This window comes from Paenibacillus rhizovicinus (assembly GCF_010365285.1).
GTDB classification, from domain to species: Bacteria; Bacillota; Bacilli; order Paenibacillales; family Paenibacillaceae; genus Paenibacillus_Z; species Paenibacillus_Z rhizovicinus.
Map to the genome: position 1 here is coordinate 2232298 of NZ_CP048286.1, position 17818 is coordinate 2250115.

General features: G+C 56.9%; 10 protein-coding genes. All 10 read right to left on the bottom strand.

Annotation, left to right across the window (positions count from 1 at the left end):
- Positions 1-3291 carry an alpha-mannosidase gene (locus tag GZH47_RS10155; RefSeq protein ID WP_162639991.1) on the bottom strand — a complete coding sequence of 1097 codons (3291 nt, stop codon included), beginning with the start codon at positions 3289-3291 and terminating at the stop codon, positions 1-3.
- Positions 3292-3308: 17 nt separating this feature from the next.
- The gene (locus tag GZH47_RS10160; protein WP_162639992.1) at positions 3309-5651 is read right to left on the bottom strand and encodes a glycoside hydrolase family 95 protein; all 2343 of its coding nucleotides are present in this window, start codon (positions 5649-5651) and stop codon (positions 3309-3311) included.
- 25 nt (positions 5652-5676) lie between these two features.
- Positions 5677-6669 carry a carbohydrate ABC transporter permease gene (locus GZH47_RS10165; protein ID WP_162639993.1) on the bottom strand — a complete coding sequence of 331 codons (993 nt, stop codon included), beginning with the start codon at positions 6667-6669 and terminating at the stop codon, positions 5677-5679.
- Positions 6666-7562: a carbohydrate ABC transporter permease gene (locus tag GZH47_RS10170; protein WP_162639994.1), complete on the bottom strand. Its 897-nt coding sequence runs from the start codon at positions 7560-7562 to the stop codon at positions 6666-6668. Before GZH47_RS10170 ends, GZH47_RS10165 begins: the two co-directional genes overlap by 4 nt.
- Positions 7559-9715: a DUF5696 domain-containing protein gene (locus GZH47_RS10175; RefSeq protein ID WP_162639995.1), complete on the bottom strand. Its 2157-nt coding sequence runs from the start codon at positions 9713-9715 to the stop codon at positions 7559-7561. The genes GZH47_RS10170 and GZH47_RS10175 overlap by 4 nt, the downstream gene beginning before the upstream one ends.
- A 67-nt stretch (positions 9716-9782) precedes the next feature.
- Positions 9783-11798 (bottom strand): YIP1 family protein, encoded by a 2016-nt coding sequence (locus tag GZH47_RS10180; protein ID WP_162639996.1) that lies wholly within the window; start codon positions 11796-11798, stop codon positions 9783-9785.
- A 27-nt stretch (positions 11799-11825) separates the two neighbouring features.
- The gene (locus GZH47_RS10185; RefSeq protein WP_162639997.1) at positions 11826-12695 is read right to left on the bottom strand and encodes a carbohydrate ABC transporter permease; all 870 of its coding nucleotides are present in this window, start codon (positions 12693-12695) and stop codon (positions 11826-11828) included.
- Positions 12696-12699: 4 nt separating this feature from the next.
- The gene (locus GZH47_RS10190; RefSeq protein ID WP_162639998.1) at positions 12700-13674 is read right to left on the bottom strand and encodes a carbohydrate ABC transporter permease; all 975 of its coding nucleotides are present in this window, start codon (positions 13672-13674) and stop codon (positions 12700-12702) included.
- Positions 13671-16613 (bottom strand): extracellular solute-binding protein, encoded by a 2943-nt coding sequence (locus GZH47_RS10195; RefSeq protein ID WP_162639999.1) that lies wholly within the window; start codon positions 16611-16613, stop codon positions 13671-13673. Before GZH47_RS10195 ends, GZH47_RS10190 begins: the two co-directional genes overlap by 4 nt.
- Positions 16610-17743 (bottom strand): ABC transporter ATP-binding protein, encoded by a 1134-nt coding sequence (locus GZH47_RS10200; protein ID WP_162640000.1) that lies wholly within the window; start codon positions 17741-17743, stop codon positions 16610-16612. Before GZH47_RS10200 ends, GZH47_RS10195 begins: the two co-directional genes overlap by 4 nt.
- Between the last annotated feature and the right edge of the window lie 75 nt (positions 17744-17818).

The window sequence follows — 17818 nt, forward strand, 5'->3', positions numbered from 1 at the left end:
CTAGAAATATACTTTTACCGTCTTGATCTCGAACGGCTTGAAATCCAGCGCATACGCGCCCGAATCGTCCGGAAGAAGCACCTGAATCTCTTCCTCCAGCAGATTCGTGACCGCGACCTTGCTCGAAACTAGGCCAAGCTTCAATTTCGCTCCTCTGACACCCGATCGTTCCGCTTCATACAGGCGAAGCACGAATGCATCATCGTCCTCCGCCGGTTTGATCGCCTCGATGATTACGTTCGTTGCGTCGACCGCCGCGAGCGAAGGCGCTTCGATTCCGGCTGAGCCGAAGGCAGCCGTAAGGGGAACGTTCAATTCATACGCCGGACGGATGACCGATTCCGCCGTGAACCCGCCTTCATGCGGCAGAAATGCATACGTGACCTCATGAATCCCTTGATCTCCCCGCGGATCCGGATGCGTGCCGCCTTTGTGCAAGGTGAGCCGAATATCCGAACCGAAGACGGAAACGCCGTATTTGCAGTCGTTTAACAGGGCAACGCCGAAGCGATTCTCCGACAAGTCCGTCCACTTGTGCGCGCAGCCTTCGAACATGCCTTGATCGTAAGAGGTATTCGTATGCGTAGGGCGCTCAACGTGGCCGAATTGCACCTCGTGCCGGGCGCGGTCCGCAAGCACATCCACGTCGAAACCAACCTTCAGCAGCTGATGCTTCTCCTGCCAATCGATTACTGTCTCGAAATCGACGCGCGGCGTGTTCGAATGAAACACAATGTCCTGCCTGACGGAGGAAGAATGGCCGATCGAATAAGCTGCACGAATGCGCAGCTGCAACGGACCGTTGGCAACCACTTCGCGGCTCTGGAGCCCGGTCTGCAATTGGAGCTTGCCGAACACGTCGCGGTCGATGTCCCAATTGTCCCAGGCCCAAGGAAGGTCTTCGCCCATCAGAAGCGCATTCAAGGGATTCCCGCCCGGTCTTCGCAGCTCGCGGCCCGACTTCTTATCGACGAACGATGCGATATAGCCATCGTTATCGAACACCACGCGCGCGTACGGCGTCTCAATGCTCTCGTCTCCGATGACGAAAGGAGAGGCTGCGCTCATTGTACCCACTGCGCTCCTTGTGCCTGTTGCACTCATTGCGCTTGGTACACTCACTGTACCCGTTGTACTCCTTGTGCCTGCTGCGCTCATTGTACCCGCTGCGCTCCTTGCACCATTCTCCAGCCGAACGCGCTTAGCTCCCATCGCCGGACAACCGACCCCGGCCAAGAGCAGTTTCGTTCTGCCGCTTCCGTCCACGATCCGCTGGCTCACGACCTCGGAATCCGCCGGAACCAGCCCCTCCGGCACCCCTTCGACCGCAATGGTCTCATCCCGCTGCCAGCCTAATGTATTCCATACCGTAATCGTATCCGCCCGGGATTCATGGTTCGTCTCCGACAGCAGCGCGGCCGTCGACTCGGCCGCCCCGGCAATGACTTCTCCCACTTCCTGCACGGCACGGTCATGAACTTCGGGAATCGACGTGCCCGGCAAAATATCATGGAACTGGTTAATGAGCAGCGTCTCGTAATACTGTTCACGGCGTGCTGCCATTCTCTCATCCCATATACCGCTGCTCAGCCTGTTCCATACCTCCGCGAGTTCCAAATCGCGAAGCGCGAACTCGGCTTTGCGATTATTCCGTTTGATCTGATGCATCTGCGTCAGCGTGCCCCGATGACCTTCGAAATAGAGCTCGCCGGCATGCACGGGCGGATCGATGAACGACGCCTCCATCTCTTGCATGAACCGGCTGACCGTCGTATGGGCCGCTCTCGGGACACCTTCTAAATCTTCGACTCGCCGTGCCATCTCCAGCATTTCATACTGAGGTCCCCCGCCGCCGTCGCCGAAGCCGTAGGAGACGAGCCTCTTATTGTTGCGAGGGCGTGACCGCTGATCGTTCTGAACGCTCGCGCCGTTGCTTCCGTACGCAGATCCGTATATGCGCTGGATAAGCGACTCCGCATCCGGCCAGCAGTGGATGAAGTTGAAGTGCGTGAGCACTTCCGTCCCATCGAGCCCACGCCAACGGAATGTATCGTAAGGGAACGAATTCGTGTCATTCCAGGACAGCTTGGTCGTCAGGAAATAACGGATACCCACCCCGGCCATGATCTGAGGAATGGCCGCGCTGTAGCCGAACGTGTCCGGCAGCCAGAACGTGTCGGCCGTGTAGCCGAAGTGCTCCCTCGTATAACGCTGTCCTTTGATGAATTGCCGCACAAGCGTCTCGCCGGATACGAGATTGCAGTCGCTTTCCACCCAGACGCCGCCGTTCGGTTCCCAGCGGCCTTCCGCGATTCTGCGCTTCATGCCTTCGAAGATATCCGGGTAATGGCGCCGCATCAATTCCGCATGAAAGGCCGAACTTTGAATAAACGTATATTCCGGATATTGCTCCATTAACGAGAGCGCGTTGGCGTACGTTCGGGCGCATTTCCGTATCGTCTCGTCCCTCGTCCACAACCATGCCGTATCCATGTGGGAATGGCCGATGATACCGGCGATCGGGCCGGATTCGCCCCCTCGCTTGTCAAGCAGAGGCGCCATGATCGCGCGGGCTTCCTTGAGCAGCGGCCGCCACTGCGCTTCCGTCGCATCCTCCGGCGACTGCAGGACGATCTCGAACACTTTTAGAAGCTCTTGAACGAGCTGCCCCCTTCTGAACTCGTCGACGGCCGGAGCGTTCGCCAATTGATTCAGCGTCCGCAGGTCGAACACGAACGCCTGGACGTCCTCCCGGCACAGCATGACGTCGATGGAACGATAGACGCGATCGAACCGATAGTGGTAACCGTCATTCGATTCATAGGTTTGAAGGGGCTGCGTTCCGAAGCAGGGGTGGCCGGCATAGGCCTCGAACGCCAGCTCGTAGCCGCGTCCCGCTTCTGCCGAAGCGGTCAACAGCAGCGTATGATGGTTCCCCCGATTATCCGCTTCTTTGACATGCGTGAATATACCGGAAGGTTTGCCGTCTACCCAGAAGAACGACTCCACGCCATCCGTCTCCGCCCGGATGTAGATGTTCTTCCCCGCGAGCCGATCCGGAATGGAGTAGCTTCCTTTGAACCACGCCGAGCCCCAAGCTTTGCCCCACTCCTGTCCGCTCGCGGCCGGAATCCAGGCTTCATTCTCGGTCGGCACCTGATAGAGATGCTCGTCGGTCTCCCAGAATCGAACCTCGAGCTCGTCGACTTTCTCGAAGATGTAGGGCCAATAAATCCCCTCCAGGCGCCTAAGCTTATCAAGCGTCTTCTGGATATGCCTTGTATGAATCACGGGTTAATCCTCCTCATTTATAAATGCCGGCGGAGCCTATATTCAATCCCTGCCTCCGCCTGCCAGCGCACGAGCCCCGCTTCCAGCGCCTCGATCGCGATTTCCTGCCCATTCGCAGTTACCGTTACGGGACAATCCGTACGAACGACGCAGCATCCGCCGACTGTCGGGCGAATGACCGCCTGCGTCAGCTTGCCGTCCGCCCAAGCGATATCGACTTCGAAGCCGCCGCGCGCGCGCAAGCCTGCGATCTGCCCTTCCGCCCAGGCTATCGGCAGCGCCGGCAGCAGGTGAATCGCTCCCGCATGGCTTTGCATGAGCATTTCCGCAACGCCCGCCGCGCCGCCGAAGTTGCCGTCGATCTGGAACGGAGGATGGTTGTCGAGCAAATTCGGAAGCGTCGAATGAGACAGCAGCGCCTGCACGTTCCCGTGCGCTTGCTCTCCGTCTTCAAGACGCGCCCACATGTTGATGATCCATGCGCGGCTCCAGCCCGTATGGCCGCCGCCATGCGCCAACCGGCGCTCCAGCGTAACGCGTGCCGCAGCCGTCCATTCCGGCGTCTCGCGAACCGTGAATCTCGTGCCCGGATGCAGGGCGAACAAGTGCGAGATATGCCGGTGGCCGGGTTCCGCCTCTTCATACTCTTCCATCCACTCCAGCAATTGCCCGTGCCTGCCGACTTGAGGCTCCGGCAGCTTCGCTCTCAAGCCCGCGAGCTGCGCAGCGAATTCCTCGTCCACGCCGAGCAATTCCGCCGCACGCATGCATGCCGAGAATAATTCGGCCAAAATCTGGCTGTCCATCGCCGGACCTTGGCATAGCGTGCCGGACTCTCCGTTCGGATGCACGTACGTATTCTCCGGAGACGCCGACGGTGAAGTGACGACATATCCGTCCTTCGTCTCGATCAAGAAGTCGATGAAGAATGTAGCTGCTTCCTTCATCGTCGGATACGCTTGCTGCAAGAACGCGCGGTCTTGCCCGTAGGCATAATGTTCCCACAGATGCAGGCAGAACCAGGCAGCGCCCATCGGCCAATACGTCGCCGGCGCATAGATATCCTGCGGCGCCGTGTCCGCCCAGATATCCGTGTTATGATGGGCGACGAACCCGCGCGCGCCGTACATGACCTTCGCCGTATGCCTGCCCGGTTCGCGCATTCTTTCCAGCAGATCGAACAGCGGCTCGTGGCACTCGGCCAGATTGCCGGTTTCAGCCGGCCAATAGTTCATCTGCGTATTGATGTTGATCGTATATTTGCTGTCCCAAGGCGGCATCATCTTGTCGTTCCAGATGCCCTGCAGGTTCGCGGGCAGCGACCCCGGACGGCTGCACGATACGAGCAAATACCGGCCGAATTGATAATAGAGCGGTATGAGGCCGATATCGGACCGGCCGTCATGAACGCGCTTTAATCTCTCGTCGATCGGCAGATTCGCTATTTCCCCCTCCTCCGATTCGCTCGCCTCCGAAGAAGCCAGAGAGAAGGATACGCGGTCCATCAGCGAGCGGAAGTCGGCGGCATGGCGGGCTCTCAGCGATTCATAGGATTGTTCCGACGCGGCGTCCAGCGCCCGCAGCGCTTCCGCCTCCGGATCGGCATGGCGGAACGAAGTTGCCGCCGCGATGAGCAGCGTCACGCTGTCGGCTTGCTCGACAAGCATCGTCTCGCCGATCAGCTTGACGCTGCCTCCATCGGCGACGGCCCGGAAAGCGGCGCGAAAATCCGAGCCGCCGGTACCGCCGCAATTGCCGCGCATGACGATCGTCGAGGCGTCCGCTTGCGCGAGGGCGTCGTAGTATCGGTTATTGCCGCGTGTCATGCGCGCCTTGAACGATATCCCGCCGGCGACGCTGCTCGTAAATCTGACGACGATGACATGATCCGGGAAGCTGGCGAACGTCTCGCGCGTATACCGAACATCATCCGTGCGGTACGATACGCGAACTATCCCTTCGGACAGATCGAGTTCGCGCGAATAATCCGTCACTTCTCCAGGGGCAAGACGCATACCGAATGATAAATCACCGAGCGGCATATAGTGGCGCTGCGACTCCGGCACGCCGGATAGCGCCATCGCCGCCAGCTCCTGCGCATCGCGCAGGCGGCCTTCCCCGATCATCTCGCGGATGACGTCCAGATGGGCTTTCGCATCGGGATTATTGCGGTCGCTCGGACCGCCGTACCAGACGCTGTCTTCATTGAGAGCCAGCTTCTCCTTGCGGGGATCTCCGTACACCATGGCGCCCAGCTTGCCATTACCGATCGGATGCGCCTCTTCCCATCGGGATGCCGGCCGGTCGAAGCGAACGATACCCGCCGAGCTCTGCAGTTGTTTCGCGATGACAATCAACACCTTTCTTATGCGATTCTCAACTACATTACTCCACGATACCCGTTCTTTCAATACCGGTGACGAACCAGCGCTGCAGGAACATGAACACGATGATCGGCGGCGCGATAATCAAGAAGGCTGCGCCCATCTTCGCGCTCTCGGTCGTCGGATCGACATCCGACTGCACCGTATTGGCGCCGAACGGCGACGGGTTCAGCACTTCCTGCAAGTGATCGAGCCTGATCGAAAGCGGCGTGAAACTGTTCGTGAGGAACATGCCCGGCTCGTAATATAAATTCCAGTACCAGATGAACGAGAACAAGAAGACGACCAGGCACGCCGACCGCGCGAGCGGCAGCATGATGAAGAAGAACAACCGGAACGTCGAGGCTCCGTCAAGCTTCGCCGCTTCTTCCAGACTGATGGGCTGCGCCTTGAAGAACTGGCGGAAAATTAAGATGAACAGCGCGCTCTTGACGCCTTGGCCGAAGACGGCCGGCACCAGGAATACCCAAATCGTGCCGAGCAGATGCAGCTTGCTGTAGATGACATAGAGCGGAATGATAATGACTTGCGGCGGAATCAAGAAGGACAGGATGATCATCGCCGAGAAGAAGCCTTTGAACGGCACGTTCATCTTCGCCAGCGCGTAACCCGTCACCGCGCAGATGAACACTTGAACGATCGAACAGGATACGGACAGCAAAGCCGTATTGCGAATCGCCTCCCCATACACCAAGCCCCTGTACGCGGTGTGCATATTCTCCCAGGTCAGCTCCCTCGGAATCAGGCCGACCGTCGGATCGAGCAGATCGTTAAGCGGCTTGAGCATCGTACTGACCATGTAGATCAGAGGCTGCATGTAGAGATAGCCGACGATGGACAGCAGCACGCAGAGCACGAGCTTGGCGATCAATCCGTCCGAGAGGCTGCGGCCGAGCAGGAATACTTTGATCCGCTGCGAGGTCCGGCTCCAGAAGATGCCTTTTACCGTTTGGCTGACTTTCTCGGCCCTTTCCGTCCATACTCCGGTACTCATGAACGAACACTCCTTCTACTCATGCTTCGGCTGAAGAACCACATGACAATCGCGATCAGGACGAAGATAAAGCCGAAATAAATCCAGGCAAGGGCGTTCGCATAGCCGTATCCGGTATCGATCTTGACCATATTGTTCTTAATGTGCTTGATAATCGGGTTATCCGGGAAGGTGAACAGGTCGATGATCGTATACAGCATGTTCAAGCTGATGAACGGCACGCTGGCCGGCAGCGTAATCTTCCAGAAGCTGTCCCATGGAGACGCCCCGTCGATGCGAACCGCTTCGTAGATCGAAGGCGATATCGTCTGGAAACCGGCGATGAAGATCAGAATCTGCACGCCGGAATACCACAGAATCAAGATCACCTTGCCCAGAACGTACATGACGGTATCCGCGAACTCGCGCCCGACGTACTTCTGAATGAGCGGTCCGAGGTTGTATTGGTCGACGAACGGAATATCGCCGGCGCCCTGCGCGAACAATTCCGTTAATACTTGACCTGTGGCGAAGATAACGGGCAAGAAGAAGATCGCGCGGTAAATGAACCGGCCCGGGAACTTCTGATTCAGCATGAGCGACATCAGCAGCGCGAATATCACGATAATGGGCACCATGAGCAGCATCTGCTGGAAGAACGAAATCAAGTCGATCGGAAACTCGTTGTCGACGACGAAAGCGTCATGGAAATTCTTCAAGCCAAGCCAGTGATACTGAAAGCCGTCCGGACCAATGTCGACCTTATGCAGCGACATGAACATCGAATAACCGACCGGATAAGCGACGAACGCAGAGAACCCGATGATCCAAGGAAGCATGAACAGCATGCCGACCCCGTATTTTTTGAATAGATACAAATAACGCTGGCGAGCGATATCTAGCGGCTTGTTCATTGGCTTCCCCCTCCTTCGACGACGAATGTCCCTTTGTTATAGTCGACGACCACGCGGGTCCCGTCTTCATACGTTGTCGCGAATACGTTGCTGCCCGTCTCCTCGTGGCCGACGATCTTCTGATTGTACAGCTTCGCGAGCGAGTCGAACTGCCGGTACTCTTCGCCGATACGGTCGGCCCACTGCGAATATTGACTGCTGTACAGCCAGTTAAAGCCGGTATCCTTCAATTTGCGCGTCTCGTCGTACGTGAGGAAGAACGACGGAATCGCTCCGTATTCGATTTCCTTCAGGAACTCCGTCTTCACGTCGTTCCGCAAGTTGCCCTCGTCGAACGTATACGATACGAAGCCGTGCGCGACCGCCGGATAGAACGGTACCGTCTCGTCGATCATGAAGTCGTAGCTGGAGTCATGCGGGAAATTAACGACCATGGAGGATTCCTTCAGCGAATAATCGTTCCCTCTGAATACGCCTGCTTGGCCAAGCTTCTCACGCGTGTACTTCAACAGGCCCTGATAGATTTCGTTCGTATCCTGGCGAGTCAGATACGTCTTCTTGTCGTAATCGTTGAACGTCGTATCGCCGAGCGCTTCGAACAAGATGCCGGATACGCCGATCGACTTGAGCTTGTTGATGGTGTCGTACGCCATATCAACCGTTCTTGCCGGCTTGCTGAAGTACCAGCCGTCGTAGACGGTCGTTATGCCTTCAATGCCGCGGATCCCGTTCGCGCTTGCCGAGAGACTCGACTTCGTCGAAAGATTGAGATAATCGTCATAGAACAGCACCGGCACGTTAAGCTTCTTCGCCCCGGCGATGAACCTCTTGGCGGCGGATGCCCCGCCGAGACTCGGCTCGATCGGGAAGCGGTCGTAGCTGTCTTTGCCCCCTAGATGCTGCCAGCCGTAGTAGGCGACCGTCATATTAGCTACGCCTTTGTCCTTCAAGCCTTGGACGATTTCGGCCGCTTGCGGGAACGTGGTCGCCGCGACGTACTTCGTCTTATTGAATTGCGAGGAGTAGCTTCCGCCTTCCAATTCCAGCAAGAGCGGAATATGGTCCGTCTGCTGAAGCTGCGGACGAATCTCGTCGTTCTCCTGCAAATAGTCCCTGTACGCGCCAGCCATGCCGATATAGTTCGCCTGGTCGCCGTTCAAGAAGCGGTATTGGACTTCGCGATCCGTGTCGAGACGATCCGGCTGCACGTCTTCGATCGGAGGCGTGTTCCGCGTGCGGTAGTAGAGGTACTTCTCGCGGTAACTCATGACCGAACCGACGTTGAACAAATTCGTCGACACTTTGGAACCTGGCGGGTTAGCCGCAATGCTCGCCGAACCCCCGCCCTTGGAGAGAATCGCCACGAAGGCATGATCGTCGCGTTTCACGCCGAAGACGCCGTACGATACCTGCTCCCTGCGCGAGTACGATGTCTTCGTGTAGTTGTTATCGTTCGTAATTTCCCCGCCGTATACCTGGTTGAGATAACCTTGCGTGAGATTCATATGCGCCTTGTCGAATTTCACGATTCCGCCGGGTCCGTCCGGCAGCAGCAAGTAACCGTTCTCGCCGCTGGACGCCGCGCCGAAGTACGGCAGCAAGCTGACCGTATAGACGACGTACTTATCTTCTTCTTTGATGCCGTCCGTCGGAATCCGGGCCGTCAAGCCCGCCTTCGTCAATTCGTATTGGATCGAGAGGCTGAGACCGACTTTGGGGAAGCGATAATTGACTTGCAGCGCGCGATCCGTCTTCACCGCCGATTTCTCGACGGTCTTATCGACGGCGTTCACGGTCTTCTCGAGCGTTTGGTCTTTGCCTTCGTTCATGACGTAGGTCAGAACGAACGTCGATTGCATGTTTTGGAGCGGCGTTCCTTTGACCGCCTCGTTCGCCAATTGGGCTTCGGACGGATTACTCGTCCAGCGCGCTCCCGATTTCTTGTCGACAACCGCGATCTGGGTATTGTCCGGCCGGTAATAGAGCGCATACTCTTCATTCTCCAGCGCTTTGGCGTAGCCGTCGGCTTCCGCTGCCGGCTGCCATGCTTCTCCCGTGTAGAGCGGAGCGTGATCGTTCGCCGGCTCGGGTATGCCCGCGTTGGCTAACGCTTGATCGAACGGCGTTTCTCCCCCGCTCAGGATGAGCAGCACGAGAACGAGAACGACGACAACCGCGGCCGCTATGAGTTTGACGCGAAGGGATAGAAGCTTGATGAAGTTAACGATACATACTCACCTCTTTGTAAAGCTGGTAGAAGAAGTCGTACAGGTTCGTCGACAGGCCGAAGATGATGAAGCCGAACAGCCAAATGATCGAGATCGCGAACACGGTGATCAGCGAGTTCTTGATCGTTTGCACGAACTCGAAGTTATGAATGACCTGCGTCATCACGAAGAACATCGAGAGCATCCACAGCATCATCACGGAGGAAAGCGAATGGATCAGCACGCTCTCGTTCAGCGACAGGATGTTGGACAAGATCAGAATCGGTATGGAGAATGCGAGGTACGGAGCCAAGGCGTACGTGCTGCCCTGAATGACTTCGCGGAACTTCCCCTCGCCGTCTTTGACGCTGCAGACGAGATAGTTCGCGATCACCCATGTTACCCATGGCGCGACGAATAATCCCAGGTCCTTATACAGGTCCAGCTCCGACAGATCGACGGGATGGAACAGGAAGCCGGTATAATACGTTGCTATCACCTTCATCGCCACGACTGCTACGAGCAGTATGATGATAATCCATGGAGCGACGCGCGCTTCCTTCATTTGATAGAACCCCTCGTACGGATGGAACATCGTGTAGAAGAAGTTCCTGATATCCGCAAGCGGCCTGTCGAACGACTTCGGCAGCGGCTTCCGCTTCAGCAGCCTGCGCACCGTTCTAGGGAGGTAAGTCAGGATGACGGCGATGATCACGATTCCGATCAGCAGCGCCAGGAAGTGATGCTGCAACCAGTCAAGCCGAATCTCCCAGAACGCTTCGGAGTACCCTTTCGTATCGAAAGATTCCTTCATATAATCCAGCGCTTTGGCGTTGTCTCCCTCTTCCAGGTACACTTGCCCGAGGCCTTGGTAGGTGCCGGTAAACATCTCGTTGCGTTCGAATACGCGATCCCAGTAAGGCTTGCTGTCCTCGTAGCGGCCATCCGCATACATGACGAGCGCCTGCATGACATCGTTGCCAAAATCCGTTCTTCGGAATTTATGAACCGTACTCGTCCCGCTGTCCGCGACCCAGATGTTGTTCTTCGAGTCGATCGCAATGCTGGTCGGGAATCCGAACACGCCGAACTGCTGCGTGTTCACGTTCGTCATGCCGAAGTCGAACAGCACGTCGCCGTTTCGGTCAAAGACATTGATTCCGCCAAAGTCTTGGTCGATGTTGTACATGAAACCATTGCCGTCAATCGCAACGTCGACGATACCATGGCTATGCTGAAACTCTCTTCCGTTGAAGGCGTCCACGCCCCCGGCGTTCAGCTTGCGTATCGCCGCCTTGCCGAAATCGCCGCCCGACGTCGTGTAGATGAATCCGTCCGCGTCGATCGATACGTTCGCGATCGGCTTCGGCAGGCTGGGCGTTTCCTTCTTCAGCTGTTCCTTGTTCAGGACAAGCTTCTTGATCCAGTTCATGAACGATTGATGCGCCTTGTTCGCTCCGAAGTAGCCCATGAATTGCCCTTTCGGATTGATCCGGATCAGCCCTTGGTAAGATGCCTTCATGTTCACGTACATGACGCCGCGCCGGTCTACGACGAGCTTGGTCGGGATGAAAGGATCGCTGGCAAGCAGCGGCGAATCGGGCTTCGCGTACGCTTGGAGGAACGTGCCGTCGCTCTTGAACACGGCGATCCGCCCGTTGCCGGTATCCGCGACATAGATCTTGCCGTCGGACGCGACGAACACGCCTTCCGGAGCATCCAGCGAGCCTGGTCCGTCTTTCGCGTAAATCGTCGTGATCAGCTTGCCGTCATCGTCGAGCACGAAGACGGAGTCGCTGCCTTTATCGACCACGTACACCTTATCGCTGGCGTCGATTTGAATGTCGACAGGCTCGTCGAATCCATCATTGAAGGCATTGACAGGCTTGTAGAAATCCTGAATGCGCGTCCATGTGCCTTGATTCTTGTCGAAGTAGGTGGTCACATAGGGGAGCCGGGCATAAGCCTCGCTTGGCACGGCCAGCACTGTAATCACTGCCAGAAGCAGGAAAACAAGCAATCTCTTCATTGTTCCGACTTCCTTTGCTGGAGTTAATTACTTGATTCCGGAATGGACCATCGTCTCGAGCACTTTCCGCTGGAAGAGCAAGAAGATGATCAAGTTCGGGATGAACATCAGCAAACCCGCCGCCGCCGCCATATTCTGGCCGGCAACGCTATTCTGAAGACCGCTCACCAAGCTGTTGACGTAGAAGGCGAGCGTTCGCATCGTCTCGCTCTGCATGAAGAGCGTCGAGGTTTCGACATCGCCCCACATGCCCTGGAACGTGAAGATCGAGATCGTGGCGATCGCGGGCACCGTAAGCGGCAGCACCATCCGCATGAAGATGCCGAGCTGGCTTGCACCGTCGATCTTGGCCGCTTCGAGCAGCTCGTTCGGAATTTGCGAGATGAAGCCGATCAGCATGAACACCGCGAGCGGCGATGCCAAGGCAGGCAGGACATGGCCGAAATACGTATTGTTGATATGCAGCCCGCTGATGATCAAATATCTCGGGATGCTGACCGTTTCCGGCGCGAACATCAGCGACAGCGTAATGAGCCCCATGATGAGACCCTTGAAATGGAAGTTGTACTTCGCCAGCACGTAGGCCGCCATCGTACTGACGATGATGACGCTGGGGAGCGTTATTCCCGTGACAAGAAAACTGTTGAACAAGTACCGGGTGAACGGCACCGCCCCGTTGCTCGCATGCAGGAACAGGATTTCGAAGTTGTGCCAGGTCGGATTATGGACCCAGAATCTCGGCGGGAACAAGAACAGCTCGTTCTGCGGCTTGAACGCATGATTGAGAATGAAGATAAGCGGAAGCGCCATGAACGCGGCCAGCCCGGTGAAACAAACCGTCAGGATGATTTGGAAAGGCGTCACTTTACGCATTCGTCTTCTAAAGGTTGCGATCATCGGGCTACATCTCCTCCTTCGACCCGAACAGCCGATACGCGAATCGCATCGCGAAATAGCTGACGAGCAGCAGCATGACGGAGATCGACGAGGCATAGCCGAGTTCAAACCGAATGAAGGCGTAATCGTCAATATGGTTGACGATGAGATGCCCTGCATATTGCGGCGTAACCGGCATCCCCGTCAGCTGCGTGGAGATGGCGCCGGCCTTCAGCGTGCCGACGATGGTCATGACGGCGCTGAACAACAGTTGAGGCTTCATCGACGGCAGCGTAATATAGAACACTTGCTGCAGGCGGTTGGATACGCCGTCGATGCTCCCCGCTTCATACAGCTCCCGGTTAACGGTCTGCAACCCGGCCAGCATGGCCAGGAAGCCGACGCTGAAGCTCATCCACAGGGATACGAGAATCATTACTTTAAGCAAATAATCCGGATTCTGAAGCCATATGACCGGACTGTCGATCAGGCCGAATTTGAGCAGGAACCGGTTGACGTATCCGACGCGGTCGCCGCTGAACGCCGCGATCCATACGACCGACAACGCGACGGCGCCGGCCATCGACGGCGCGTAGAAGGCCAATGTGTAATAGTCGCGAATCCGGATCGGCAGCTGATGGATCAGCCAAGCGAACAGGAACGCCAACGCATAGCCGCCCGGTCCTACGATGAGCGCGAACAAGAATGTGTTCGGCAGCGCTTTGGTCAAGAAGATGATGTCGTTCGTGAACAGCATGAGATAGTTGTCGAACCCGATAAAGTGCAGGGAGCCGAACCCGTTATACGACGTAAATCCGAGCGTGCCGGCCATGAAGACCGGAATGACGATGAAGATCATGAAGCAGATCAAGAAGGGCGCGATGAACAAGTACGCGAACGTGTCGCGCTTCAGTTCTTTGAAGAATCGGCCAAGCTTGGTACCAAGGCCGGACTTGCGTCCAACCTTGGCCAGCGCGGGAGAAAGCTCCGTATTGATCATTGAGATTCCTCCCAATTAAAAGGTTTCTTAATTTGCGGGACATGCAGGTCGTCGGTTTTCTTAATGCCGAAGTCGACCTGCCTGCGGTCCATTTCCCGTTGAATCTCCGTTTGCGCTTTCTCTAACGCCTCTTGCGCGGGCACGCGGTCGAATACGGTACTGTTCCAAGCGAAGTCCATTTCCCGCGAGAGGAAGTAGTAGCCTGGCACGTAAGGCATGTTCTTCGCCCATTTGCTCTGCTCGCGCAGCACGGCGATATCCTCGTTCGACCAAGGGAGCGTCTTCATCGCGTTCGTGTTCGCTGAATTCCAGCGGTATTCCATGCCGTAATACGACTCGATGTCTTTCGCGTAATGCGCTTGAACCTCGTCGGACGTCCACCATTGGAGGAATTTCCAGGCTTCGTCCTTGTTATCGCTTTTCTTCATGATCATGCCGGCCGAGATCCCCTGCGGAGACCATCTGGCGACCGTGCCGTCCGCTTGCTTCACGCCGGGCAGCGGAGCGATCTTCCAGTGACCGGTAATTTCCGGAGCCGCGACGAGCAGCTGGACGTACGTGTTAAAGTCCGCGATCCCGATCGGAATGTCCCCGTTGCGGAAATGCTGGAAGAAGGCCGGAATATCGATCGGCAGATTGTACTTCAAGTACAGGTCCGTCCAGCGTTTGAATGCAGCCATGCCCTCGGGCGTCGTAAGCGTGCTCTTCAACCCGTTAGGCGCGTACAGCTCGGCGCCGTTCTGGAAGAACATCGTGGTGAAGTCGGCCTTCGGATAGCTCATCGTCATGTCGTTCTCTTGCAGCGTCGGCAAGATCGTGAACAAGTCGTCCCAGGTGTCCGGAGCTTTCAAGCCCAGGCTGTCGAATATATCGGTACGATAGAACATTACGCTGAAGTTCTGCGTCTCCGGCAAGCCGTAAGTGCCGCCGTCGTATGCCATGGCGCGGAACGTGCCCGGGATGAAGCGTTTGGCTACATCCTCGAAGCCGGGATATTTGGACAGATCCTCCACCGCGTCCCGCATGGCATAGTCGGCCGGCGTCGCTTCGCCGATACCGAGCGCTACGTCCGGCACTTCGCCGGCGGCGTTGCCCAGGATGAGCTGGTTCGCGTTCGGCATTAAGCTGACGTTTACATGAATGCCGGTCTTCGGCGTGAAGTCCGTATCGATCATTTCGTTAAGCAAGTCGACGTAATCGCGTCCGCGGGACACCCAGATCGTCAGCGAATCCTTGTCGTTCTTCTTGCTGACGTCGTAGTCCATATAGAAGGAACGGGCGAAATCTTTGATCGAGTACGGGATGCGGGACCATGCGGTCGGCACCTTGAAGCCCGGATCGGTATCCGGCGTGCGGACCGTAATGAAGTCGAGCAGCAGCGACTGCTGCGTGAGCGTCGTCATCCACGTGCCGATATTGCTCTGAATCGTCGAGAACGTATCGATCTTGTTCGGAATTTCGTCGACGTTCTTGCGGAGCTCCTTCAGCAGGTCGATCGAGCTTAGAATCCCTTCCGCGAGATCCGAATCGATGCCGTTGACGCCGTTGATATAATCGCGGATGTCCGACAAGCGATTGATAAAGCCGTCCATCGTCTGCTCCACGTTCGGATCGTACTTCTTCATGTCCCACGTTCTCGTCGTATCCAGATTCGCATCGAAGGAGCTGACGCTATACGCGCCCGTCAGCAAGCGGATTTTACGGTCATAATCGGATAATGCCTGAAGCTCGTTATTCAAAGCCAGTTGAATCGGCTGCATCTCCGAAGCGTCAGCCGTCATCTTGAGCCTGTGGTCGCCCTTCGTCAAATAAAACCGGTAAGGCTTGTCGTCCTTGTCGCGAATCGTCTCGACCGTGAATTCGCCGTTGAATCGCAGCGGGTAATGCAGCATCTCGCGAAACGGAACCGCGCCGTCGATCTCGATCGTGCGGTAGGCTTTGAATCCATTGCGATAATTCTGGTAGGCTTTCAGATCGATCTCGTACCACCCGTCCGCCGGCACGTTGATCGTCCACTCGATCGCCTCGCCGGGGTTGCGCCATCTGTCGCCGCCGATGACGTTATACGTCGTGCGGCCTTTCGGATCCGGAGAGATATAAGGCTCCGACCAGTGATCCGTCTGAATCATCAGACTCGACTTGTCGAGGAAGTTCTCCCCTTCGACGTTCCCGTACCATTCCTTCTCCCTCGACGGAGCCGGGTTCGCCGTTTGATACTCCGCATACGTCTTGATCGCCTTCTTCGGCTTGAAGGTCAACGAGCGAAGCGCAACTTTCTCCTTGTTGCCGACAAGACGAAGCGTATGCTTCCCGGCTTCAAGCCGGTACAGCAGCGGTTCGGATGAGGTCGTGAAATCGCTGACCGCCTTCTCGTTCCAGCCGGCGATCTCGACCTGCTCCGGCCGGACTTGCATGCCGATCTCGTTGCGGTCGTACGGGTATTTCGCGTCTTTCCAATGACGCTCGAGCTCGACGTGCTGCGATTCCGAGAACGGATATTTGCCGTCGATCTGGATGCCGCGGATGACCGAGTCGTTGCCGCCCGGAAGCGGCATATAATCGATATCGAGTTCGTACCAGCCGGCGGTCGCGACGTCGAAGCTCCACTCCACCCACCCTTGGTCGCTGTTCCAATGCAGCGACTCGCCGTCCGCATCGTTCGTCTTCTCTGCTTGCGCGTCAGGCGCGGAATCGCTGAATTCGCTCGCCTTGATCGCAATCGGCGCGCCGGATGACGATTCGGCAGTCACTTGGTTGTCGGCCATCACCTTCGCGTAGGGAAGCAAATCTCCCGCAGCCTTGTACGTCAGCATATTTGCGGCGGTAAGGGTCGAGGCGTAAGTGACCGGTTCCCCGCCATAAGCCCAGCGATAGCCGCCGAAGAGGATGACGAGAATCGGCGCGAGCCGGATGGCGATTCGAGTCCGCTTCTTCCTCATCCTTGATCTCCTCCAACCGCCAACGATACGCCTGTATGGCTATCGAAGAAGTGCACCTTGTTCATGTTAAAGCCGATTGCGGGCTCCTCTTCGCTGAGGTACGAATCGCTTGGATCGGTGCGTACGATCAGCTTCGAATCGCCGACGGTGAAATAGACGTAGCTGTCCGCGCCCGTCACTTCCGAGAATTGCACGCTTCCCTGCACGTAGCCATTCCGTTCGTCCGCCTCGGAATACGCCGGCTTAATGAGCAAGTGCTCCGGCCTTACGCCGAGCACGACGTTGCGAACCGCGCCGTTCATGCGCGCTATATTCCGGTCATGCTCTCTCGGAATGAGTAGCTTCATTCGTTTGTTGTTGAAGTAGTAACGGCCGTCCTCAAGCGTGATGTTGCCGGTGATGAAGTTCATCTGCGGCGAACCGATGAATCCCGCGACGAACATGTTGGCCGGTCGATCGTACAGCTGACGCGGCGGGGCGACTTGCTGAATGACGCCGTCCTTCATCACGACGATGCGCGTGCCCATCGTCATGGCTTCGACTTGGTCGTGGGTCACATATACGGTCGTGCGCTTCAAATCCTTCTGGAGCTTGATGATCTCCGCGCGCGTCTGCGCTCTCAGCTTCGCGTCCAGGTTCGACAGCGGTTCATCCATCAAGAATACTTGCGGCTCGCGCGCGATTGCGCGGCCGAGCGCTACCCGCTGCTTCTGGCCGCCGGACAATTGATTCGGCTTGCGGTCCAGCAAGTGCGCAATCTCCAGAATGCGCGCAACGCGGTTAACCCGAAGCTCGATATCGAACATCGGCGTCTTGCGCAGCTTCAAACCGAGCGCGATATTCTCGTACACCGTCAAATTCGGGTACAGCGCATAGTTCTGGAATACCATCGCGATGTCTCTGTCCTTCGGCGAAGTGTAGTTAATGAACTTGCCGTCGATATACAGGTCGCCGCTCGAGATCTCTTCCAATCCGGCAAGCATGCGCAGCGTCGTAGACTTCCCGCAGCCCGAAGGCCCGACCAGGACGAGGAATTCCCCTTCTTCGATCGTCAGATGGAAATCGTTCACGGCCGGGCGCGATTCGCCTTTGTATTGTTTGAACACGTGGTTGAATGTGATGCTTCCCATCCTAACTCACCTCTAGTAAAGTCTGGTCTGCCGCTTCTTCCCTGCTTCCGCGGCATGCCGGCCCGGGCAATCCCG

Excerpts from the sequence above, each read along its gene's own strand:
- GZH47_RS10165 (WP_162639993.1), bottom strand. The coding sequence starts at position 6,669 with ATGAGTACCGGAGTATGGACGGAAAGGGCCGAGAAAGTCAGCCAAACG.
- GZH47_RS10170 (WP_162639994.1), bottom strand. The coding sequence starts at position 7,562 with ATGAACAAGCCGCTAGATATCGCTCGCCAGCGTTATTTGTATCTATTC.
- GZH47_RS10180 (WP_162639996.1), bottom strand. The coding sequence starts at position 11,798 with ATGAAGAGATTGCTTGTTTTCCTGCTTCTGGCAGTGATTACAGTGCTG.
- GZH47_RS10185 (WP_162639997.1), bottom strand. The coding sequence starts at position 12,695 with ATGATCGCAACCTTTAGAAGACGAATGCGTAAAGTGACGCCTTTCCAA.
- GZH47_RS10190 (WP_162639998.1), bottom strand. The coding sequence starts at position 13,674 with ATGATCAATACGGAGCTTTCTCCCGCGCTGGCCAAGGTTGGACGCAAG.
- GZH47_RS10195 (WP_162639999.1), bottom strand. The coding sequence starts at position 16,613 with ATGAGGAAGAAGCGGACTCGAATCGCCATCCGGCTCGCGCCGATTCTC.
- GZH47_RS10200 (WP_162640000.1), bottom strand. The coding sequence starts at position 17,743 with ATGGGAAGCATCACATTCAACCACGTGTTCAAACAATACAAAGGCGAA.